The sequence below is a fragment of the Halarchaeum nitratireducens genome (genome assembly GCF_017874695.1).
GTDB lineage: Archaea > Halobacteriota > Halobacteria > Halobacteriales > Halobacteriaceae > Halarchaeum > Halarchaeum nitratireducens.
Genome location: NZ_JAGIKY010000001.1, coordinates 170358 through 192451 on the forward strand (window position 1 = coordinate 170358; position 22094 = coordinate 192451).

A 22094-nucleotide genomic window follows, 5' to 3' on the forward strand; every position below is an offset into this window, starting at 1 on the left:
GATTCTCGCGTCCCCCGCATCGATCCCGCGAAACCGGGTGAACTTTTTACACAGGAACGCGACTGCCGTGGTATGGTAATGGGCGACATCACGACCGGCACCGACGTGGTAGTCATCGGTGGCGGTCCGGGCGGTTACGTGGCCGCGATCCGCGCGGCACAGCGCGGCCTCGCGACGACGCTCGTGGAGAAGGACCACTACGGCGGGGCGTGTTTGAACCACGGTTGCATCCCCTCCAAGGCGTTCATCACGGCCGCGGACGTCGCCGACGAGGCGGCGAACGCGACGGCGATGGGCGTCCACGCCGATCCCGAGGTGGACATGGGCGAACTCGCGGCGTGGAAGGACGGCGTCGTCGACCGGCTGACGGGCGGCGTCGAACAGCTCTGCGAGGCGAACGGCGTCGACCTCATCGAGGGGACGGCGGCGTTCGAGGATGAGCACACGATCCGGATCGCGCACGGCGGCGAGGGCCAGGGCATGGAGACCGTCGCGTTCGAGCAGGCGATCGTCGCGACCGGCTCGCGCCCCGTCGAGATCCCCGGTTTCACCTTCGACGACGAGCGCGTCTGGTCGTCGCGCGACGCGCTCGCGGCCGAGACGGTGCCGGACGATCTCGTCGTGGTCGGCGCGGGCTACATCGGGATGGAGCTCTCGACGACGTTCGCCAAACTCGGCGCGGACGTGACGGTCGTCGAGACGCTCGACGACGTCCTGCCCGCCTACGAGGAGGACGTGTCGAGTGTCGTCCGACGCCGGGCGAGCGACCTCGGCGTCGATTTCGCCTTCGGCGAGGGCGCGAGCGGATGGGAGGAGACGGCCGACGGCCGGCTCACCGTCCGCACGGAGACGGCCGACGGCGACGAGTCGACCTACGAGGCCGACCGCGTGCTCGTCGCGGTCGGGCGCGAACCCGTGACGGACACGCTCGAACTCGACGCGATCGATCTCGCGCCGGACGAGAACGGGTTCCTCCGGACGGACGATCGAGCCCGGACGGACCTCGAACACGTCTTCGCCGTCGGCGACGTCGCGGGCGAGCCGATGCTCGCGCACAAGGCCAGCGCCGAGGGGATCGTCGCCGCGGAAGTCGCCGCCGGCGAGAACGCGGCGTTCGACGCCCGCGCGATCCCCGCCGCGGTCTTCACCGACCCCGAGATTGCGACCGTCGGGCTGACCGAGGCCGAGGCCGCAGACGCCGGCTTCGACCCGCTCGTGGGCGAGATGCCGCTGCGCGCGAGCGGGCGCGCCCTCACGATGGACGAGACGGACGGGTTCGTGCGGATCGTCGCGGAAGCGGACGCGGGGTTCGTGCTGGGCGCGCAGATCGTCGCGCCCGAGGCCAGCGAGCTGATCGCCGAGGTCGCGCTCGCGGTCGAGATGGGCGCGCGCCTCGAAGACCTCGCGGGCACGATCCACACGCACCCGACGCTCTCGGAGGCGGTGATGGAGGCCGCCGAGAACGCGCTCGGCGAGGCGATCCACACGCTGAACGAGTAGGCGACCGAGGTCTTATCGATCAGGGGTACGAGGAGAGGGTATGTCGAACCCGCTCGACCTCGACCGCATAGCGATCCACGACTGGGGCACGCACCCGTGCTACCCGAGCGACCTCCGCGATCGGTTGGCCGCGGCCGACGACGACCGCGCGTACGTCGTCCGCGACGCCGCGGACCTCGACGACTGCGACGCCGTCGTCACGCTCTATCACCACGATGCGTTCCCCGACGCCGTCGAGTGGGTCCACTGCGTCCGCTCGGGGTACGACGACTTCCCCCTCGACGCGTACGAGGACGCGGGCGTCTTGGTGACGAACAGTACCGGCGTCGCCGGCGACCTCGTCGGCGAGTCCGCGATCGCGCTCGTGTTGTCGCTGGCCAAAGGCCTCCACCTGTACCGGGACCAGCAGGCCGAGCGCGAGTGGTCGCGCCTGCCGGTCGAGCGGCCGTTCGAGCTCGGCCGCTCGTCCGCCTGCGTCGTGGGCCTCGGCCAACTCGGTGGCGGCGTCGCGTCGCGGGTGAACGCGCTCGGGATGTCCGTCACCGGCGTCGACGTGCGCCCGGTCTCCCAACTCGGCTTGGAGGCGGTCCACGACGTGGTGCAACTCGAACGCGCGGTCGCCGAGAGTCGATTCGTCGTACTCACGACGCCGCTGACGCCCGACACCCGCGGGCTCGTCGACGCGGACGTCTTCGCGGCGATGCGCGACGACGCCTATCTCGTGAACGTCAGCCGCGGCGCCGTAGTCGATCAGGACGCGCTCCTCGCTGCGCTCGACGCCGGCGAGATCGCGGGCGCGGCCCTCGACGTCTTCGACGAGGAACCCCTCCCCGCGTCGTCGCCGCTCTGGGATCGCGACGACGTCGTCGTCACGCCCCACGCCGCCGCGCAGTCGGATAACCACGGTGAGAAACTCGCCCGACTCGTCGAGACGAACGCCGCTCGTCTCACGGCCGGCCGCGACCCGTGGAACCGCGTCGTCTGAGTTCGCCACTGACGAACTACCGTTTCGCCCTCACGACCCTGGCGTCGATCGACGGTCGATTGAGTCCGTTCGTTCTTCAAATGTACACCGATATCCTCTCTACACGAACTAACAATCGAAATAGACGAACGACTGCACCCGTACACCGTCGCGTGGGTGTCAGATCGATCTCTCGCACGAGGGTTTACAAATATATCTGTGTAAACGACTCCGTGGCGCGTGGCGCCATCACTCCGGGACGCGGCGGCCGTCGCGGTGGTACGGCGTTCGCGTCTCTCGGACGACCCCCTTTCGAGAGCGACGGTGTACAGTCGCGGCTACGAGTACGCGCGGTTCAACTCGATCACGTTGACGGCGTCGCGGAGCTGCGGGAGCAACTCCGTCTCGATCCGCTCGTCGCCCATCCGGCTCGTCGGCCCGGAGACGCTCACCGCCCCGAGGACGCCGTCGTCGGAGAGCACGGGCACCGCGACGCACTTCAGACCGCGCACCCCCTCCTCGCGGTCGTACGCGACGCCGCTCTCTCTCACTTCCGCGAGCTCGGCTTCGAGCGTCTCGCGGTCCGTGATCGTCGCCGCCGTCTTCGCGTCGAGCTCGTGGCGCTCGAAGATGTCGTCCCGACGCTCGGCCGGGAGGTGGGCGAGGATCGACTTCCCGAGCGCCGTCGTGTGCAGCGGCACGCACTGGCCCACGTGGGAGTTGACGCTGACGGCGTTCTCCCCCTGCGCGCGCAGGAGGAAGACGCCGAGCCCGTGCTCCTCGACTAAGAGGTTCGCGTGCTCGCCCGTCCGCTCCGCGATCGATTCGAGTTCGGGTTTCGCGACGGTGTACAGCTCCTCTCGCGTCCGGGCGTGTGCGCCGAGATCGAGGAACCTGAGTCCCACCCGGTACTGCCGGTCGTCCTTCACGACGTACCCCTCGTGTTCGAGCGTCCGGAGGTAGTTGTGGGCGCTGCTCTTCGAGAGGTCGAGCGCGTCCGCGATCTCCGTGACGGTCGCGCCGTCGTGCTCTTTCAGCGCCTCGACGATCCGGAGCGTCGTCTGCGCCGTCTTCACCGGCGATCGCGGCGCGGCGTCGTCGACCATACGCATCGTACTACCGTCCACGGTAAAATACCTACTGTTCGCTAGAACGAACGAATACTTCCCTCTTCACGGACGATCGTTCGGGAACACGCGCCGACACGCGAGAGTTCTCGACCATCGCTGCGAGGCGCTCACACCGCGGCCGAGCGGTCGTCGCCGCGTTCGAGAGTACCCGCACGCGACTCACGAAGTCATCAGATAACGACACAAAGAACGAAATTCATACACGAGTACATTTACAACAAATCACTAGAGATACCAATACGGAGCCCGTGAGTACGAAACCGAGGGCTTTAGACCGGAACGCTCGATCCGCGCATCGAATATGTACGCAAATTCTATTTATCACATGTATATTCATCCGGGGTCAGTGGTCGCCCCGGCGCCCGGAGGTCAACGGCGGAGCGTCAGGAGGATGTACGCGAAGACGCCGGCCGTGAGGACCACCGACCCCCAGACGAGGACGGCGAACCCGACCGTCGACATCACCGCTCGGTCACCTCCGTGAGGCGCTCGCCGACGCGGCGGAGCGCGCGGATGTCGTACTCGCGCCGCCCGAGCGCGGCCGCGGCGAGCGTGAAGCCGACTGAGACGCCGGTCGAGCCGACGAACACCCAGAAGAACGCGGGTGTGACGGGGACGCCGATCGCGGCGAGCGCGCTCCCGATCCCGAGACCGGGGAAGTACGCGAGGCCGACGAGCAACCCGGAGACCGCGGCGAGGAGCGCGCCGCGTTCGCCGAGCGTCGGGAGGTAGAGACCGAGGACGAACGGCGCGAACGTGGCCGCGCCGAGGAGGTCCGCGAGGAAGAACAGCGTGAGGACGTCGTAGCCGCGCGCGCCGACGACGATGGCGGCGAGGGCGACGACGACGGTCACGGCCCGCGCGGTCCGCGTGAGCGCGTCGGACCCGGCGTCGGTGAACGCCGCGAGGTCGACGGTGACGACGCTGGCGACGCCGTTCAGCACGGTGTCGGCGGTGCTGGCGACGAGCAGGACGGCGAGGACGACGACGCCGAGCGCGAGCGGCGTCGAGAAGACGTCGTTCACGACGAGGAAGAAGGAGACGCCGGCGTTTCCGTCCACGAGGCCGCGCGCGGCGGCGATGACGCCGAACACCCCCGCTAAGACGATCATCGGGACGACGGCGACGGCGCTGACGCCGAACGCGCGTTTCACCGAGTCCGTCCGCTCGGCGGCCCAGATCCGCTGCCAGACCCCTTGGTGGAGGACGTTCGCGCCGAGGACGGCGAAGACGACGTAGAAGCCGAAGGCGAGCGCGGTCGGGTTCGTGAGCGTGAGGAGACTCGGGGTCTCGCTCGCCACGGTCGCGTGGACGGCGTCGGTACCGCCGAGCTGCCAGAGCGCGCCGACGGCGGCGACGACGAGGAGGGGGAGCGCCACGGCGGTCTGGACGGTGTCGGTGACGAGGCTGGCGACGAGGCCGCCGTACGCGGTGTACGCCAAGACGAACCCGCCGATGACGGCGGCGGTGGCCCACGCGGGGACGCCGGCGACGAGCGCGAGCGCCGCGGTGACGCCCGTCATCTCCGCCGCGAGGAAGACGAACATGTAGAAGACGGAGACGAGGAGGACGAACGCGTAGAAGGCCGTGCCGAAGCGCGCGCGGACGTACTCGGTGAGCGAGTGCCCCTCGGGCATCACGTCGCGGACGCGCGCGGCGACGGGGACGAAGAGGAGAAGCGGTGCCGCGCTCCCGATCGCGTAGCCGAGGACGGCCGTGACGCCGCCGTAGGCCGCGCCGGCCTCCGCGGGGCTGAGGAGGATCCACGCGCCCATCACGGATCCGACGACGGAGGCGACCGTGGTCCCCTCGCTCGCGCTCCCCCGGGCGGTGAGCAACGCGTCGAGCGACAGCTCGCGCCGACGAACGTAGGTGAGCCCGATGAGGCTCGTGACGGCGAGGGCGACGACGACGACGCCGAGCGTGAGCGTCGCGTCGATCATCGCTTCCCCCCGGCCATCGCGGCGTCGAAGAACGCGACTTCGAGATCGACCGCTCGCGCGAAGAAGCGCTCGACGCGCTCCCGCTCGCGGTCGCTCGCGTCGTCGAGCTCGCGGTCGAGTTCCTCGCGGAGCCACGCGACGAGCGCGCGGAACGCCTCGTTGTCGTGCAATTCGATCCACTCGCGGTGGTAGAAGGCCTTGGGGTCGCTCTCGATCCCGCTCGCCCACTCGAGGTACACCCACTCGACCGGGACGAGGACGGCGAGCGTCTCCGCGTAACCGCCGACGCTCGCGGCGTGCGCGAACAGGTCCGCGAAGGCGTCGCCGACGTCGCCGCCCTCGACCCTCGCGTCGGCGAGCGCCGGACCGGGGAGCGCGTCGAACGACCGGGCGAAGTAGTCGTCCTCGGGGCCGACGACGGTGGCGAGGAAGTCCGCGAACCGCCGCTTTCGCGCCATGTCGGGGGCGTCCGCGACGGCGTGCCCGAGGTGGCCGGCGAGCGTCTCGACGAAGGCGTAGTCGCGTTCGAGGTAGTCGCGGAAGACCGCGTCGTCGAGTGTCTCCGCCGCCAGTTCGGTGACGAACGCGTGCTCGACGGCGTCGTCCCACGCGCTCGCGGCGCGTAAGTCGTCGGTGTGGCTCACGCCTCCCACCCCTCCTCGCGCCACGCGGCGTCCCAGAAGCGATACTCGTAGCGCGCCGAGGTCTCGAAGACCTCGCGGTAGCGCTCGCGCTCGGGGTCGTTCGATCGGGCCGCGACGTCGTCCATGAGGTCCTTACACCACGCGGTGAGCTCGGTGAAGTCGTCGCCCGCGTACGTGCGGATCCACTCCGCGTAGCGCTCGTCGTCCGGGAGGCCGTCGGCTTCGAGGCGCTTCCCGGTCTCGTTGAACCCCCACATGCAGGGGAGGAGCGCGGCGACGAGGTCCCCGAAGGTGCCGGTCGCGGCGGTGCGGACGAGGAAGTCCGCGTACGCCCGCGTGGTCGGCGACGCCGTCGTCGCTTCCAACTCCGCCGCGTCGATCCCGAACTCGGCGGCGTACTCGCGGTGGAGCGCCATCTCCGTCTCCGCGGTCTCGTGGAGTAGCTCGGCGAACCGCCGGAGCGTAGCGAGGTCGGGCGCGCGCGCCGCCCCGTAGGCGAACACCCGACAGTACTCGACGAGGTAGACGTAGTCCTGGCGCACCCAGTACCGGAAGGGCTCGACGTCGAGCGTGCCGTCGCCGAGTCCCGTCACCATCGGGTGCGTCTCGATCGCGTCCCAGATCGGATCGGCGACCTCGGCCAGCGTCTCGGTGTATCCCATATCGGCCCCTCGTCATCGCCACCTATATAATTTAGTGGTATAACTGGATTATCGCCCATGGAGACGACACGCGACGACGGTCTCGTGCTCCCCGCCGAGGTGATCGCGGACGAGTTCATCCCGACGATGCGCGTCGCGCTCGCCCGTGCGCTCTCCGAGCGCGGTCGCTCCCAGCGAGAGATCGCGGGCTTCCTCGGCGTCACGCAGGCCGCGGTGAGCAACTACCTCGCCGGCGAGGCCCGCACCACCGATCGACTCGCGAACGACGAACGCTTCACGGAGACGGTCGAGCGCGTCGCCGACGGGTGGACCGCGGGCGACTACACGGGATACGATGCGCTGGTCGAGTTCCGCCGACTGCTCGATTCCTTCGTCGATCGCGGGCCGATCTGTGCCCTCCACGAGGACGCGATGCCCGCACTCGACGGCCGGGGGTGCGACCTCTGCGTCCGCGGGCGCGACGGCGCGGCGGCGCGCGAACGCGAGACGCTCCGCGACGTCCGCACGGCCGTCCGGCGCTTCGCCGCCGCGGACGCGACGTCGGCTCACGTCCCGAACGTCGGGACGAACGTGGCGAGCGCGCTTCCCGACGCCGACGAACCGGCCGACGTCGCCGCCGTCCCCGGGAGACTGCACGCGATCCGCGGGCGAGTCGAGGTCCCCTCGGAGCCGGCGTTCGGGGCGTCACAACACGTGGCGAGCGCGCTGCTCGTCGCGGCCGAGCGGGACGACACCGTCGGCGGGGCGCTGAACGTGGCGACGAGCGACGCGCTCCTCGACGCCTCGCGTTCGCGTGGGTACGACCCCGTCGAGTTCGACGCGGGCTACGACGACCGTGCGGCCGAACTCCGTGAGGCGTTCGCCGACGGCGTGCCCACCGTCGCCTACCACGACGGCGCGTACGGGATGGAGCCGATCTGCTACGTCTTCGGCGCGGACGCCCGCGACGCCGTCGAACGCGCGCTGACGCTCGTCGACGCCGTAGGCGAGTGATGGTGTGGCAACCGAAGGCTTAGGACGCGCGCGTTCGACCCGTTCCCCATGGCCTCCAAGCCCTCCCTCGGCGGCTACGTCGCGACGGTCGTCACCGGCATCGGCTTCGCCGCACTGTTCGCGCTCGCCCTGTTCAGCGCCGGTGGCGTCGCGGCCATCCTCGGTATCGTCGGGTTCTTGGTCGTCGCCTGCGTCGTTCTCGTCGTTACGGTCGACTCGCTCGTCAGGCAGTGGCTGACGTACGCCATCGAATCCGACGGCCTCCCGCCGGAACTCGCGCCGGACGACTGACGTCGTTCGGTCCGGAGTCGGGCAGTCTCCCCGCCGGGTCCCCGAACGGTTAAGCCGTTCGCCGCACCGATCCCGTGTATGACGGATACGCTGACCGACGCGACGGCGCTCGTCACGGGCGCGAGTTCGGGGATCGGTGCGGCGACCGCCCGCGAACTCGCCTCCCGCGGCGCGAACGTCGTCCTGAGCGCCCGCCGCGAGGAGCGCCTCGAAACGCTCGCGGCCGAGGTCACCCGCGACCACGACGTCGACGCCGTCGCCCATCCGACGGACGTGACCGACGCCGACGCCGTCGAGGCGCTCGTCGACGCGGCGGTCGAGCGCTTCGGCGGCCTCGACGTCGTGGTGAACAACGCCGGCCTCGGTCGCACCGAGACGGCCATCGAGGACCTCGACCTCGACGCCTATCGGCAGATGATGGACGTGAACTGCGACGGGATGTTCCACGTCGCGCGCGCCGCCATGCCGCACCTGAAGGAACGCCGGGGGAACCTGATCTTCCTCGGAAGTATGGCCGGCCAGTATCCGCGCCCCGGCGCGCCGGTGTACGCCGCGACGAAGTGGTGGACGCGCGGGTTCGCGCTGAGCCTGCAGGGGAGCGCCGGCGAGGCGGGCGTCGGCGTGACGGCGATCAACCCGACTGAGGTCCGAACGGAGTTCGGGAGCGAGGACGGCGAGAGCTTCGCCGACGCCCTCGATCCCGGCGACGCCGCCGAGCCCGCGGACGTCGCGCGCGCCATCGCCTTCGCGGCGGCCCAAGAGGACCCGAACGTCGTCCAAGAGCTCGATCTCTTCCGCCGGGATAAGTTCTCCGACTGGTAGCGCCGGCGGGCGTTCGCGCCGCGGTGAGGGATCGCGTCCACGACGGCCTATCAGCCCGCTCGGGACACGCTCACGGATGCGCCCGTCAAAAAGTATTACTGGGCAGTACTATTGAATAGTCTGACTGTCGGTGCCGCGGCGCGCGTTCGAGTCGTCACCTCACTCGTCGAGGAACCCGAGATCGCGCGCGACGAGGTCGGCGAGCTGGTCGGCGACGTCCGGGTCGACTTCGGCCTTCGCGGCCCCGTCGTGGACGCGCTCGTTGTGCCGCTCGACGGTCTCGGCGACCTCCGAGAGCGGCACGCGGTTCGTGGTCCCACAGGCCGTACAGACGACCGGGGCGGTCGGCTGCTCGTCGTCACTCGTCATCGATCGACTTTCGGGGGAGGGCGACACAAGCGTTTCGCCTCCCGCGCTCGTCGACGCGCCGTCTCTCAGGCCGTCGCGCTCGTCGCGTTCGTCGCGTTCGATGCGTTCGTCGATCCACCGGCGGCGTTCGCGCCGTCGAGCGAAATCCCGCCCGGCCGCACCGTCGAGCCGGACGATCCGCCGATCGTGCCGGTCTTCGTCCCGCTCACGAGGAAGTCGGCGACGTTCCCGACGAGCGCCTCGTTGTCGGCGACGGTCGCGCCGTCCGGCGAGAGGAACCACGTGTCACCGATCGCGGCGACGTTCCCGCTTCGCACCGCGACGGCGTACGTCCCGGTGGTCCGCGTGCTCTCGCGGCTGACGTTCTCGGCGCTGATCGCCGCGGTCGCCGCGTCGCCGTGCGCGACGGCTACCGCGGCGTCGAACACGGTTCGATCGACGCCCGCGGCGAGTCCGCCGTCGGCGCTCGGCGAGCCGTAGACGTACTGGAAGTTGTTCGCGTTCTCCGTCATGTCGTAGAGGTAGTCGGCGTTGAACGCCAGCCCGTGCCGGGCGGCGACGGCGTTCGGCTGGCCGCTCCCGGCCGTCGTCTCGCCCGTGAGCCCGAGGAGCGACGACGCGCTCGTCGCCGTCGTCGGCGTGTCGCCCAGCAGGAGGACGCGTCCGCCGTTGTCGGCGAACGCCGAGACGGCGTCCGCCTCCGCCCCGCTGTAGGCTGCGGCGGGATCCGCGATGACGAAGGCGTCGGCATCGTTGAGCGTCTCGTTCAGTGCCGACGTCCCCGAACCCGAGATGAGCGACGAGGACCCACCGCCCGTGTAGAAGCGTACCTCGTGACCGCTTTCGACCAGGGCGTTCACGAGCGGCTGCATGTCCGCGCGCCCGACGGTATTCCCGTGGGCGGCGTCGACGACGACGGTCTTCTGGGTCCCCGCGTCAGGAGCCGGAACGGACCCGCCGTCGTCCACCGGCGTCGGCAGGAGGTCGCCCGTGTCGTACGCTGGGGCGTCGGGCTGCGTCGCTCCGTTCGATCCGACCGCGTCGCTCACGACGCCCACACCGGCCGTCACGACGACGGCGGCGAGGAGGACGGCGACGAACGCGCCGACGCCGCGTCGCAGGTCAGGCGCTCGCATTGGCGACCACCTCCGTCTTCGGGCCCGCGACCGAACCGTGGAGCGTCAGGTAGTGGACGGTCTCGACTCCCTGATTACCGAACGTCGCGCTCGCGCTCGCCGTCCCGTCCGCGTCGGCGCTGAGGCCGAGCTGGCTGAGGACGTTCGGGGTCGGCGATTCCATCCGCACCACCCGGTAGTCGGAGAGGCCGGCTTCGCTCGCCGCCGCGCTGATCGCCGTGTCGACCCCGCCGATGGAGTCCGCGAGCCCCAATCGGACGCCGCGCGCGCCCGAGTAGAGCTTCGCGTACGAGAGTTCGTTCGCGCTCAGCGTCAGCGATGCGTTCCGCTCGGCCATCACGCTGCCGACGAACGCCCGCCGGAGCGATTCGACGCGCTGGCGGACTTCGGTCTGCGTCGCCGTCGAGCCCTTGTCGGGCCCGGTGACGATCTCGCCGGCTGGCACGCCGCCAGTCGGGATCGTGGCCCGCACGCCGACGCTCCCGACGCTACTCGCGGGCGTCACGTAGATCTCGTCGGAGGCGACCGCGGTGTAGTAGCCGCCCGAGGCGGCCATCCCGGTCACACTCGTCACGACCGGCATCACCTGCCTCGTCCGCTTGACGGCGAGGTAGAGCTGTTCGCTCGCCGCCGCGGCGCCGCCCGGACTGTCGATGTCCAGGACGACGGCCTCGATCGAGTCGTTCTGTCTGGCCTCGCGGAGGTTGTCGATGACCGTGCTCGCGGTGTCGCTCGTGATCGTCGAGTGGAGCTCGACGACGGCGACGCTCCCGTCGGGGCCGGTCGTCCGGTCCCAGACCGTCGGGGCGACCGCCGCGCCGACGAGCAAGCCGATCACCGCGCCGACGAGGACGACTCGCCTGACTTTCGAGCGTTCGCCGCCGCTCACGTCGCGCTCACCGTATTCCGCCTCCCCGTCTCGTTCGCGCTGTCCGTCTCGCGGAGGGTCACGTTCTCGTACCGGACCGTCTCGGTGACGGTCGTCCCGCTCGCCGTCGTCCACGTCGTCTCGACGCGGAGGGGGATCCGGCGGTCGGTGTCGACCCAGACGCGCCGCTCGGTGTCGTTCGCACTCGCGTTCGCGTTCGCGTTCGCGGGGCTGAGCGAGACGATCGCGGTCCGGTGGCCGTCGAGGACCGTCGTCCCGTCGACCGAGACGTTGCTCGTCCGAACGAGCGACGCCGCGAGCGCGCCGTACGTCGCGTCACGGGTCGCCGCGTCGCGCCGTCCGGCCGAGAGGACGGGCGCGCGCGTCGGCGTTTCGTAGCGTACCGTCGTCCCCGCGTCGGGGCCGCTTCGGTACGTGACCGTCGTCGCGCCGTCGACGTCCGCGGAGACGTGGGCGCGGACCGTCGAGGTCTCGTCGTTCGCTTCGACCGTCTTCGTGACGGTCGCGCTGTATCCCTCGATCGCGTCGTAGCGATGTTGGACCTGCTCTCCGACCGCGTCGGCGTTCAGCCCACCCGACGGCAGCGTCGAGCAACCGGCGAGGAGGAGGGCACCGACGAGCCCGATGGTGAGGGCACATCGTTTCGTTCTGCGGGGCATCCGTTTACACGACTTCGATCGTGTAACATAATGGTTGTCTCTGCTCGCTCGGTCGTTTAACGACCACCCGTGAACGCCCTCGGACGTCATATACCGACCGGTTCGACGGCCGTACCGCGGGTTCGGCAACCGATACCTTTTGGCCGGCCGACGCCCAACGAACGCGTATGACGACAGGAGTCATCCTCCTGAACTTCGGCGAACCGTCCGAGCCAACGCGCGAGGAGGTTGTCCCCTATCTCGAGCGTATCTTCTACAACAACCGCTTCCTCGAAGGCGACATGCCCGAAGAGCAGGCCCGCGAACGCTCGCGCGAGCTCGCGGAGAAGCGCGCCCCCAGCCTCATCGAGGAGTACGAGGACATCGGCGGCTCCCCGCTGAACCCGCAGGCGAAGGCGCAGGTCGACGCCGTCGTCGACGTCCTCACCGAACGCGGCTTCGACGTCACCGGCTACCTCGGCACGCAGTTCTCCGAGCCGACCATCGCCGACGCCGTCGAGGCCGCGAAGGCCGACGGCGTCGATCGCCTCGTCGGCCTCCCGATCTACCCGCTCTGTGGTCCCTCGACGACCGTCGACGCCCTCGGCGACCTCAACGACGCCGTCGAGGCCGCTGACTGGGACGTCCCGGTCGATCGGGTCTCCGGTTGGCACCGCCACCCCACGTACACGCGCCTGCGCGCCGACAACATGCGCGAGTACGCCGATCGCGAGGGCCTCGACCTCGGCTCCGAGGACACCATGGTCCTCTTCTCCGCGCACGGGACGCCGACCCACTACCTCGACGAGGGGTCGCGCTACGACGTCTACGTCGAGGAGTTCACGACGGCGCTCGCCCACCTCGTCGGCGTCGACGAGTACACCGTGGGCTACCAGAACCACGAGAACCGCGACATCCCGTGGACCGAGCCCGAAACTGAGGACGTCGCCGTCGAGAACGACGCCGAGCGCGTCGTCGTCGAGCCGGTGAGCTTCATGCACGAGCAGTCCGAGACGCTCTCCGAACTCGACATCGAGCTCCGCGAGGAGGTCGAGGAAGCCGGCAAGGAGCTCTTTCGGGTCCCGGTCCCACACGACGACCCGCGCTTCGCCGACCTGCTCGCCGACCTCGTCGAGCCGTTCGCGGCCGACGTCGATCCCGAGTACTACCAGCTCCGTGAGTGTCAGTGCGCGGCCGAGGAGGGCGCGATGTGCCTGAACGCGCCGCGCGCCGAGTGACCGTGGTCGCCGCCGCCGACGCGAGCGATGCGGACGTCGACGTCGCCGTGGTCGGCGCGGGGATCACGGGTCTCGCGCTCACCCACGCCCTCGCCGAGCGCGGCGTCTCGTGCGTCACGCTCGAGGCCACCGGCGAGGCCGGCGGCGTCATCGACTCCCAGCCGCTCGACGACGGTCTCGTCGCCGAGCACGGCCCGAACCGGCTCAGACTGACCGACGGGATCGCCGCGCTCGTGGACGCCGCGGGGCTCCGCGACGACCTCATCGTCGCGGACGACGGCCTCCCGCTCTACGTCTACGCGGACGGCGCGCTCCGCGAGGTCCCCTTCGACCTCTCGACGTTCGTCCGCACCGACCTCCTCCCGTGGTACGCGAAGCTCCGCGTCCTCGCCGAGCCGCTGACGGGCGACGTCCGCCCGGACGAGTCCGTCGGGAGCGCCGTCCGGCGGTCCTTCGGCCGGACCGCGTACCGCAACCTCGTCGAGCCGATCTACGGCGGGACGTACGGGTCCGACCCCGATCGGATGCCCGTGCGACGCGCGCTCCCCGCGCTCCTCCGGATGCAGGAGGAGCACGGCTCCCTCCTCCGTCCCCTGCTGGCGCGCGCGACGGGCGATCGGGAGACCCCGCCTCCGGTGTCGATCGAGGGCGGACTCCAGCGGCTCCCGAGCGCGCTCGCCGAGCGCTACGCCGATCGCGTGCGCCGCGACACGCCCGCCACCGCGATCGAGCGCGACGGCGAGCGTTACGCCGTCTCGACGCCCGACGGGACGATCACGGCCGACGACGTCGTGCTCACCGTCCCCGCGCCGGCCGCCGCCGACCTCCTCGAACGCGCCGCGCCCGACTCCGCGGCCGCGCTCGCCGAGCTCCGGTACAACCCGCTCGCGGTCGTGGCGATGTACTCGGACGCGCGCCGCGAGGGCTTCGGCTATCAGGTGCGTCGCACCGAGTCGCTGCGGACGCTCGGCGTCTCGTGGCACCACAGCCTCTTCGGGCGAACCGGACAGTACACGGCGTTCCTCGGCGGGATGGACGACGGGCGGATCGTCGAGGATGATCCCGCGGACATCGGGACGATCGCCGCCGACGAGTTCGAGGCCGTGATGGATACCGCCGCGCACGTCCGGGACGTCTGGGTCGGCCAAGACGCCCTCCCAGCCTACGACGAGTCGTGGGCGGCGCTCGACCGTCTCGATCTCCCCGACGGCGTCACGCTCGCCACGAACTACACGGCGCGCGTCGGCGTCCCCGGGCGCGTCCGGGAGGCCGAGCGCGTCGCCGACCGCCTCGCCTAGTCTAGCTCTCGTACTCCCAGTTCTTCGCCGTCTCGACGAAGGCCCGTACGCTCTCCACCGGCGTGTCCGCGTGGACGCCGTGGCCGAGGTTGAGGACGTGGCCGCGCGGGCCCGCGGCCTCGATGACCCGCTCCGCCTCCGCGCGGACGAACGACTCGTCGCCGAAGAGGTACTGCGGGTCCATGTTCCCCTGCACGGCGACGTCCCCGAGTTCGTCGCGCGCGTCCGCGATGTCGACCGTCCAGTCGAGGCTCACGGCGTTGGGGTCCGCGTCGGCGAGCGCGTCGAGTCGGCCCGCCATGTTGCGCACGAACAGGATAACGGGCGCGTCGACGCCCGCGCAGATCCGGCGGTGGAGCGGCTGGAGGAACTCGCGGTAGTCGGCGGGTGCGAGCTCGCCCGCGTACGTGTCGAAGAGCTGAACGACGTCCGCGCCGTGATCGACCTGGTACCGCAGCGAGTCGAGGACGGCGTCCGCGATGACGTCGAGGAGTGCCGCGAAGGCCTCGGGGTGGCGCGCGCGAAGCTGGCGGATCTCGTCGTGGCGCGACGACCCGCCGGCGACGATGTAGGAGGCGAGGGTGAACGGCCCGCCGGCGAAGCCGATGAGCGACGTCTCGTCCCCGACCGACCGATCGAGGCGGTCGAGGAGCGCGCCGACGTAGTCGAGTTCGTCGCCGATCGGTGCGTACTCCTCGGGCACGTCCCCGGGGCCCTCGAAGGGGTCCTCGATCACGGGGCCGACGCCGCTCTCGATGCGGTAGTCGAAGCCCAGCGGTTCGAGGACGGTGAGGATGTCCGAGAACATCACGACGCCGTCGGGCCGATAGCGCTCCCACGGGAGGAGGGTGATCCGCTCGGCGACCTCGGGGGTCTTGATCGCCTCCAAGAAGCTGTACTCCTCGCGGATCTCGCGGTACTCCGGGATGTGCCGCCCCGCCTGACGCATCAGCCACACGGGCGGGCGCTCGACGTCCTCCCCCCGGACCGCTCGCACGAGAAGCTTCTCCATACTGGAGAGAACGCCACGCGGCAGGTAACTCTGTTGTTCCCGCGCGACCCCGAACGTTACGTACTCCCCGGTCGAAGTCATCGACCGCATGTACGACACCATCCTGTTGGCGACCGACGGCACGGTCGCGTCCGAGAACGCCGCCTCGCACGCGATCGAGCTCGCGCAAGCGCACGGCGCGGATCTGCGCGTCGTCTACGTCGTCGACGAGTCCGTCTACACGGCGTACAGCGGCGACGAGTACGTCGATGGAGCCGAGGGGCCCGAGCACGGCCTCGAAGAGACGGGCGAGGCGGCCATCGACGCGGTCCGCCGCGAGGCCGAGGCTGCGGGCGTCGACGTCACGGGCGAACTCCGCCACGGCGACCCCGCTGAGACGGTCGTCGCCCACGCGGACGAAGTGGACGCGGACCTCCTCGTGCTCGGGACGCGACAGCGGCCCGAAGAGTATCGCGCGCTCCTCGGGAGCGTCACGGATCGCGTGCTCCGGCTGGCGACTCGTCCGGCCATCGTCGTGAAGACCGAAGCCGAGGCGGAGGCCGGGGCGTAGCGGAGTCCCGTCAGCCGTCGACGCCGCCGCTCCCGCGCGCGAACGCGAGATCGAACCGATCGGTGGCGAGGAGGCCACAGACGAGCGCGGCGGTGCACAGCACGGGCAGCCAGTTCGCGTAGACGAGGTTGACGAGCCCCCAGAGGACGACGAAGCTCACGAGGTCGTCGAGGGCGAACGGGCAGTCGTCGAGGCGCGCGCGGAGCGCGCGGTGATCGAAGGCGACGTCGAGGGCGAGGACGGCGACGCTCCCGGAGAGCACCCAGCCCGCGTAGTTCGAGAGCGGGACGCCGTAGTAGACGCCCCCGTCGGCGTACGACCAGAAGCCGAGCGCCACCGCGCCCGGGTCGAGCACGCAGTCGACGAGGAGGACGATGGCGACCGTCGCCGGCAGTCTGTAGCGCGCGGTCCCGGCGCGCTCGCCGAGCAACAGCACGGCGAGGAAGTAGGCGTTACAGACGAGTGGCAGGAAGAACAGCGGGAGCGCGAGCGGCACCCCCGCGACCATCGGCCCGAGCTCGACGCCGTAGCTGAACGCGCCGTACGGCCACCCGCTCGTCACGCCGACGTACTCGATCAGGTAGGTGTAGCCACAGAGAGCGCCGAGCGCCGCGAGCGCCCGCCGATCGATCTCGGGGAGGACGGCGGCGACGAGCGGGAGGCGCAACATCGCCGTCCCGAGCAGGAGGAGCACGGCGTTGAACGCCAGCCACCGCGGCACGTAGCCGAGCGCGCCCCCGATGAGCGACGCCGCACCGATCAGCGGCGCGAGGACGGCGATTCCGGGGCGGTTCGCGGCGACGAGGCGGTCGAGTCGCGTCGAGAGCGCCGAGAGCGTCGCGCTATCCACGCAGGACACCCCACAGGCCGGCGCACGCGAAGAGCGCGCCGACGGCCGTGTTGAGCGCGGGGAACCACCAGTACGCCCGCGAGAGATCGACGTCCGCGAGGTTGAGCGCGAGCGCGAGCACCGGGTAGACCCCGAAGAGGAGGCCCGCGCGCGGATCGAGCAGCGCGAAGGCGACGGCGGCGAGGAGCCAGCACGCCCCACAGTAGGCCAGCGCGCGGCGCGCGCCGAGGACGGTCGCGGTGGTGTCGATGCCGGCGCGCCGGTCGGGATCGATGTCGGGGATCGCGGAGAACGTGTGCATCGCCATCGTCCACAGCCACCCCCCGAGCACCGCGAGGAGCGGCGGGATCGATCCCGCGAGCGCGGCGTAGGCGGCGATACCCGGGAGAACGTAGAGGCCGTTCGAGAGCGAGTCGAGCGGCGGGCGCGTCTTCAGCCGCGGGGGCGCGCTGTACGCCCACCCGAGGGCGAGGAACCCCACGATCCACGGCGCGGCGCGCGGGAGCCACGCGGCGAGCGCGAGGCCGAGCGCACCCGTGAGTCCGACGAGCGCGACGACGCCGCGCTCGCCGCGATACCGCACCTCCTTGTCCTCCTTCTTCGGGTTCTCCGCGTCGACGTCGGCGTCGTAGACGTCGTTGACGCCGTAGAGGTAGACGTTCGCGGGCACGAGGAAGTACGCGACGAGCGCGAGGGCGGGCGCGGAGAGCAGGTCGCCGGTCCCGTCGGCGGCGTACGCGAGCCCGACGAGCGCCGGGCCGGCGAGGTAGAGCCAGAAGCGCGGCCGCGAGCGCGCGAGCGTGCGCCGGAGGTCGAGTCCCGTCACGCGAAGTCGCTGAGAACCGCGCTCGCGGCGTGCTCGCCGCTGATGAGACACATCGGGACGCCGATTCCGGGCCGCGTGAAGCCGCCGGTGAAGTAGAGGCCGTCGAGCGCCGAGGAGCGGTGATCGGGGCGCAGCGGGCCGGTCTGACGGAGCGTGTGCGCGAGGCCGAGCGCGCTCCCTTCCGTCGCGTTGTACCGCTCGGCGAAGTCGGCGACGCAGAAGTCCTCCTCGACGACGATGCGCTCGCGGAGGTCGAGGCCGGTGTGGGTCGCGACGTCGTCGAGGAGACGGTCGCGGTACGTCTCCCGGACCGCCGCCTCGTCGTCGAGGCCGGGCGCGATCGGGACGAGCGCGAACAGCGCGCTGTGGCCGTCGGGCGCGACGGCGTCGTCCGTCTCGGAGGGCGCACAGAGGTAGTACGCGGGGTCGTCGGGCCACGCCGGCTCGTCGAAGATGGCGTCGAAGTGGTCGTCCCACGCGTCCGGGAGGACGAGCGTGTGGTGAGCGAGCGGCCCGAGGTCGCCCTCGACGCCGAGGTAGAGGAGGTACGCCGACGGCGCGTAGGTCCGCGACTCCCAGTAGTCGGCGTCGTACTGCCGGTTCTCCGGGTCGAGGAGTTCCTGCTCGGTGTGCGCGTAGTCGGCGTCGGAGACGAGCGCGTCGGCGCGGACGATCTCGCCGTTCGCCAGCTCGGCGCGCACGTCGCCGCGCGCCCCGCGGATCGCCGCGACCGGCGTGCCCGTGCGGTACGTGACCCCCAGGTCGTCGCCGAGCGAGGCGAGCGCGTCGACGACAGAGACGAGGCCGCCCTCGGGGTAGTAGACGCCGAGGTTGAAGTCGACGTGGCTCATGAGGTTGTAGAGCGCGGGCGTATTCGACGGCGACCCGCCGAGGAAGACGAGCGTGTACTGGACGAGCTGCTGGAGCCGGGGGTGCTCGAAGTAGTCCTCGACGTGCTCTTGCATCGTGCCGAGCAGTCCGAGCCCGCGGGCGTTGCGGATCACGTCCCAGTCGACGTAATCCCGGAAGTTCGGGCGGTCGGTGTAGACGAAGTGCTCCATGCCGACCTCGTAGGTCTCCTCGGACTTCGCGAGATAGCGCTCGAAGGCCGCGCCCGCGCCGTCCTCGTAGGACTCGAAGAGCGCCTTCGTCCGCTCGATGTCTCCATCAATGTCGACGCGCTCGGCGTTCGCTCCCGCCGCGTCCGTCCCGCGGCGCGTCGCGCCCGCGCCGTCCGGTACCGCGTTCGCGTCGCCGTCGTCGGCGAACGGATCGCGCGTCCCGGTGCCGTCCTTGAAGTACACCCGGTAGTGCGGGTCGAGATGCGTGAGGTCGTAGTAGTCCTCGGGCGCCCGCCCGAAGTAGCCGAAGAAGCGCTCGAAGACGTCGGGCATCAGGTACCACGAGGGCCCCATGTCGAAGCGGAACCCGTCGCGTTCGAGGACGCTCGCGCGGCCGCCGAGCTGGTCGTTCTTCTCGACGACCGTCACGTCACACCCCGCGTCGGCGAGATAGCAGGCCGCGGACAGACCGCCGAAACCGCCGCCGACGACCGTGACCGTCCGACTCACTCGCGCACCCCCAGGAGCGAGGAGAGCGACGCGGCCGCCGAGCGGGCGCGCGTCCGCACCGACTCGTTGCCGGGCCGCGAGCGCGTCGTCGAGTTCGGTCCGTCAGTCGTGTCGACGACGCTCGCGGCGTAGAACGCCGCTTCGGGGTCGCCGGTGCGTTTCCAGTGATACCACGTCCGGGCGACGAGCGCGAGGCGTCGGGGCGTCGAGAGCGTCGGGCGCGCGCTCAGCGTGTCGTAGCCCCGCCGGCGGATGAGGCGGTGGTGATCGGCGTAGAGCACCGCCGCGCACAGCACGCCGAAGCGACACGACTCGGGGAGGTACCGGATGCCGGCGACGCCCTCGCGGTAGAGGCGTTCGGTGCGCTGTAGCTCGGCGCGCATCGCCGCCGCGAAGCGCTCCGAGAACGTACAGGCGCGGACCTCCGACTCGGGGACGTCGTACCGGTCGAGCGTCGCGCGCGGGATGTAGATGCGACCGTACTCTCGGACGTCCTCGCGGACGTCGCGCAGGAAGTTCGTGAGCTGGAAGGCCTCGCCGAGCGCCTTCGCGTGCGGGCGGGCGCGATCGACCGTCTCGTCGTCCATGCCCTCGATGTCCGCCATCACGGTCAGCATCATGTTGCCGACGGCGACGGCCGACCCCCGGAGGTAGGTCTCCAGTTCGTCGTGCGTCTCGTAGCGGCGGGTGTCGACGTCCATCTCCATGGCGTCGAGGAACGTCTCGATCTCCTCGTCGGCGACGTCGTAGGTCTCGACGAGGTCGCGGAAGGCCCCGAGGACGGGATCGTCCGTGTCGGTCTCGCCGAGGGCAGCCGCGCGGAGGCGCGCAAGCTCGCGGCGCTGTTCGGCGGGCGTGGCGCCCCGCGGGTCGTCGACCACCTCGTCGGCGACGCGGAAGAACGCGTAGAGGACGTAGGTGGCGCGCCGGGCTCGTTCGGGGAGGACGCGGGTCGCGGCGGCGAAGGTCTTGCCGGTCCGCTGCTGTATCGCCTTGCTCGTGGCGACGTCGTCGGGGGAAATCATGGTGACAGTCGACCCACGGGCGTCCGGTCACGGCGGACCGGTCGGTGGCTCTCGTCGTTCGATACGCCGCCCGCCGACAAAACCGCCGTACCTGACTGGTCAGGTATCCCGATCGAAGATCGCGGCGAACACCTTCCGCTCGGCGGCGCGGAGGTGCTGGTGGAAGGTCGCCCGCGAGATGTCCATCGCCGCCGCGAGCTCGTCGCCCGTCGCCGTCCGCGTCGCGTCGTAGTAGCCCGAGAGGTACGCGCGCTTGAGCGCCGCGTGCTGGCGCTCGGTCAGGCGGTCCTCGACGGCGGCGACGAAGTCGCGCTCCGTCGTCGGCGGGCGTTCCGTCTCTCGATAGCGGACGAGTTCGACGTCGTCGTAGCGCTCGCGGAAGCGTTCGACCACCGACCTGGTGTCGACGCCCATCGGGAGTTCGAGTTCGACGCGCGCCCCGCCGTCCGCGGCGCTGATCCCCTCGATCCGGACGCCGCGAGCTACGAGGTCGTCCGGGAACGACGACGCCGGGAGTCTGAACTCGAAGAGCGGCGTGTCGTCCCCCCCGCCCACGACGGTCGCGGCCTCGACTTCGGGCGACGCCTCGGCGGCCGCGAGGACGCGATCCGCGTCCGCGTCCGCGGTGAAGAAGAGCACCGGGGCCTCCTCCCGATACACCTCCCCGCGGTACGTCAGCGTCCCCGGGAAGCGCGCCGCGAGGTCGACGACGAACAGCTCGCGGTCCCGCACGTCGAAGGCGACCGAGACCACCTGGTCCGCGGCGGCGAGCCGGCGCGACTCGTGGGCGTTCAACGCCGTGGCCACCGTGCGACCGAGCGACTCCAGCACCGCCGTCTCGCGCTCGTTCAGCGCGTCCGCCTCCCTCGCGTACACCACCAACACCCCGTACGTCGTCCCGCGATAGCGTAGCGGCACCGCGGCGACGCCGCCGACCGACGCGAGGCTCCCGGGGACGCCGGTCTCCCCGTCGCCGAGCGCGACGCGCCCCTCGTCGAGCGCGCGTACCACCGGGCTCTCGGCGTCGTCGCGCGCCACGGCGAGGTCGGCCGTCCGCACGTCGCCGGCGTCGCCCGCCCACGCCCTCGGTCGGACGATGTCGTCCGCGAGGTCGACGTCCCCGATCCACGCGAGCACGTACGTCTCGACGGCCGCGAGGCGCTCGCAGACCTGCCGCTCGATGGCCTCCCGGCTCTCCGCGTTGACGACCGCCTCCGTGACGTCGCTCAACAGCCCGTCGACGCGATCGAGTACGTGTTCGAGGTTCGACCGCTCGCGTCTGACCGCGAGCTCCGAGCGCGTGCGCTCGGTGACGTCGCGTTGGAACCCGACGAAGTAGCGGACGTCGCCGTCGTCGTCGCGGATCGGCGCGATCTTCACCTCGTTCCAGAACGGCTCGCCGTCCGCCCGGTAGTTCCGTAGCTCGACGACCGTCGACTCGCCCGCCTCGATCGCCCGCCGCATCTCGTCCACGCGCTCGTCGGCCGTCTCGGGCCCCTGGAGGAACCGGCAGTTCTGCCCGAGCACGTCCTCGCGCGCGTAGCCGGTGATGCGCTCGAAGGCGTCGTTCACGTAGACGAGCGGGTTGTCAGATCGAGTCGGATCGGTCATTGTGATCCCCACCGGTGCCTCGTCCATCGCGCGCTCCTTCACGTCGTCCGGGAGCCGCGGACCGTCGTCCGTCCCGTGTCGGGGTGCCATCTCGACGGTCGACCGTCGAACGCGCAGACGTAAGAGCGCCGC

21 protein-coding genes and 2 pseudogenes are annotated in these 22094 nt (G+C 70.8%); 8 read left to right on the plus strand and 15 right to left on the minus strand.

What is annotated here, in order from left to right; translation table 11 throughout:
• Window positions 1-72: 72 nt before the first annotated feature.
• Together lpdA and J2754_RS00810 are read left to right on the plus strand one after the other, a co-directional pair.
• Complete coding sequence (gene lpdA / locus J2754_RS00805; RefSeq protein WP_211086407.1) at window positions 73-1500, plus strand: dihydrolipoyl dehydrogenase; 1428 nt, start codon at window positions 73-75, stop codon at window positions 1498-1500.
• Window positions 1501-1540: 40 nt separating this feature from the next.
• Window positions 1541-2485 carry a D-2-hydroxyacid dehydrogenase gene (locus J2754_RS00810; RefSeq protein WP_188877162.1) on the plus strand — a complete coding sequence of 315 codons (945 nt, stop codon included), beginning with the start codon at window positions 1541-1543 and terminating at the stop codon, window positions 2483-2485.
• Between the two features lie 317 nt (window positions 2486-2802).
• Here J2754_RS00810 and J2754_RS00815 read toward each other — a convergent pair whose 3' ends face one another.
• From J2754_RS00815 to tenA, 4 genes are all read right to left on the minus strand, one after another.
• Window positions 2803-3570 carry an IclR family transcriptional regulator gene (locus tag J2754_RS00815; protein WP_211086408.1) on the minus strand — a complete coding sequence of 256 codons (768 nt, stop codon included), beginning with the start codon at window positions 3568-3570 and terminating at the stop codon, window positions 2803-2805.
• 485 nt (window positions 3571-4055) lie between these two features.
• Window positions 4056-5537 (minus strand): sodium:solute symporter family transporter, encoded by a 1482-nt coding sequence (locus J2754_RS00820; RefSeq protein WP_188877160.1) that lies wholly within the window; start codon window positions 5535-5537, stop codon window positions 4056-4058.
• On the minus strand, window positions 5534-6181 hold the full coding sequence (locus J2754_RS00825) for a TenA family protein (protein ID WP_229772777.1): 648 nt from the start codon (window positions 6179-6181) through the stop codon (window positions 5534-5536). The genes J2754_RS00820 and J2754_RS00825 overlap by 4 nt, the downstream gene beginning before the upstream one ends.
• Window positions 6178-6843, minus strand: a complete 666-nt coding sequence (gene tenA, locus J2754_RS00830) for a thiaminase II (protein WP_188877158.1) — start codon at window positions 6841-6843, stop codon at window positions 6178-6180. Before tenA ends, J2754_RS00825 begins: the two co-directional genes overlap by 4 nt.
• Before the next feature lie 57 nt (window positions 6844-6900).
• Between tenA and J2754_RS00835 the strand changes: the two genes are divergently transcribed.
• The 3 genes from J2754_RS00835 to J2754_RS00845 all read left to right on the plus strand — a co-directional run bounded on the left by J2754_RS00835 (window position 6901) and on the right by J2754_RS00845 (window position 8949).
• A complete protein-coding gene (locus J2754_RS00835; protein ID WP_188877157.1) occupies window positions 6901-7836 on the plus strand; it encodes a thiamine-phosphate synthase family protein in 936 nt (311 codons plus the stop codon).
• A 48-nt stretch (window positions 7837-7884) separates the two neighbouring features.
• A complete protein-coding gene (locus tag J2754_RS00840; protein ID WP_188877156.1) occupies window positions 7885-8127 on the plus strand; it encodes a hypothetical protein in 243 nt (80 codons plus the stop codon).
• A 78-nt stretch (window positions 8128-8205) separates the two neighbouring features.
• Window positions 8206-8949, plus strand: coding sequence for an SDR family oxidoreductase (locus J2754_RS00845; protein WP_211086409.1), 744 nt, complete (start codon window positions 8206-8208; stop codon window positions 8947-8949).
• A 159-nt stretch (window positions 8950-9108) separates the two neighbouring features.
• On the opposite strand, the gene J2754_RS00850 is transcribed toward J2754_RS00845, so the two are convergent.
• The 4 genes from J2754_RS00850 to J2754_RS00865 all read right to left on the minus strand — a co-directional run bounded on the left by J2754_RS00850 (window position 9109) and on the right by J2754_RS00865 (window position 12002).
• Window positions 9109-9318 (minus strand): DUF8149 family protein, encoded by a 210-nt coding sequence (locus J2754_RS00850; RefSeq protein ID WP_188877154.1) that lies wholly within the window; start codon window positions 9316-9318, stop codon window positions 9109-9111.
• Window positions 9319-9383: 65 nt separating this feature from the next.
• The gene (locus J2754_RS00855) at window positions 9384-10454 is read right to left on the minus strand and encodes a motility-associated ABC transporter substrate-binding family protein (protein ID WP_188877153.1); all 1071 of its coding nucleotides are present in this window, start codon (window positions 10452-10454) and stop codon (window positions 9384-9386) included.
• Complete coding sequence (locus J2754_RS00860; RefSeq protein WP_211086410.1) at window positions 10441-11343, minus strand: S49 family peptidase; 903 nt, start codon at window positions 11341-11343, stop codon at window positions 10441-10443. The genes J2754_RS00855 and J2754_RS00860 overlap by 14 nt, the downstream gene beginning before the upstream one ends.
• Window positions 11340-12002 carry a LolA-like protein gene (locus tag J2754_RS00865; RefSeq protein ID WP_211086411.1) on the minus strand — a complete coding sequence of 221 codons (663 nt, stop codon included), beginning with the start codon at window positions 12000-12002 and terminating at the stop codon, window positions 11340-11342. The genes J2754_RS00860 and J2754_RS00865 overlap by 4 nt, the downstream gene beginning before the upstream one ends.
• Window positions 12003-12169: 167 nt before the next feature.
• Here J2754_RS00865 and hemH point away from each other — a divergent pair, with 167 nt between their 5' ends.
• A complete protein-coding gene (gene hemH / locus J2754_RS00870) occupies window positions 12170-13219 on the plus strand; it encodes a ferrochelatase (RefSeq protein WP_211086412.1) in 1050 nt (349 codons plus the stop codon).
• Entirely contained in the window at window positions 13192-14517 is a 1326-nt protein-coding gene (gene hemG, locus J2754_RS00875) for a protoporphyrinogen oxidase (protein WP_342590094.1), read from the plus strand. The genes hemH and hemG overlap by 28 nt, the downstream gene beginning before the upstream one ends.
• A gap of 1 nt (window position 14518) precedes the next feature.
• On the opposite strand, the gene hemE is transcribed toward hemG, so the two are convergent.
• The gene (gene hemE / locus J2754_RS00880; protein ID WP_211086413.1) at window positions 14519-15529 is read right to left on the minus strand and encodes a uroporphyrinogen decarboxylase; all 1011 of its coding nucleotides are present in this window, start codon (window positions 15527-15529) and stop codon (window positions 14519-14521) included.
• An 88-nt stretch (window positions 15530-15617) separates the two neighbouring features.
• On the opposite strand from hemE, the gene J2754_RS00885 reads away from it, so the two are divergent.
• A complete protein-coding gene (locus J2754_RS00885) occupies window positions 15618-16079 on the plus strand; it encodes a universal stress protein (RefSeq protein WP_211086414.1) in 462 nt (153 codons plus the stop codon).
• 10 nt (window positions 16080-16089) lie between these two features.
• Here the strand turns inward: J2754_RS00885 and cruF are convergent, their stop codons facing one another.
• The 6 genes and pseudogenes from cruF to J2754_RS00910 form a co-directional block, all read right to left on the minus strand.
• The gene (gene cruF, locus J2754_RS00890; protein ID WP_211086415.1) at window positions 16090-16929 is read right to left on the minus strand and encodes a bisanhydrobacterioruberin hydratase; all 840 of its coding nucleotides are present in this window, start codon (window positions 16927-16929) and stop codon (window positions 16090-16092) included.
• Window positions 16922-17755: a prenyltransferase gene (locus tag J2754_RS00895; RefSeq protein ID WP_188877146.1), complete on the minus strand. Its 834-nt coding sequence runs from the start codon at window positions 17753-17755 to the stop codon at window positions 16922-16924. The genes cruF and J2754_RS00895 overlap by 8 nt, the downstream gene beginning before the upstream one ends.
• Window positions 17752-19248 (minus strand): annotated as a pseudogene (locus J2754_RS00900) (phytoene desaturase family protein); the annotation flags it as partial. The gene J2754_RS00895 and the pseudogene J2754_RS00900, both read right to left, overlap by 4 nt.
• A gap of 6 nt (window positions 19249-19254) precedes the next feature.
• Window positions 19255-19326, minus strand: a pseudogene (locus J2754_RS16680) (hypothetical protein); the annotation flags it as partial.
• Window positions 19323-20351 (minus strand): phytoene/squalene synthase family protein, encoded by a 1029-nt coding sequence (locus J2754_RS00905; protein ID WP_188877144.1) that lies wholly within the window; start codon window positions 20349-20351, stop codon window positions 19323-19325. The pseudogene J2754_RS16680 and the gene J2754_RS00905, both read right to left, overlap by 4 nt.
• Window positions 20352-20450: 99 nt before the next feature.
• On the minus strand, window positions 20451-22052 hold the full coding sequence (locus tag J2754_RS00910; protein WP_211086416.1) for a bacterio-opsin activator domain-containing protein: 1602 nt from the start codon (window positions 22050-22052) through the stop codon (window positions 20451-20453).
• Between the last annotated feature and the right edge of the window lie 42 nt (window positions 22053-22094).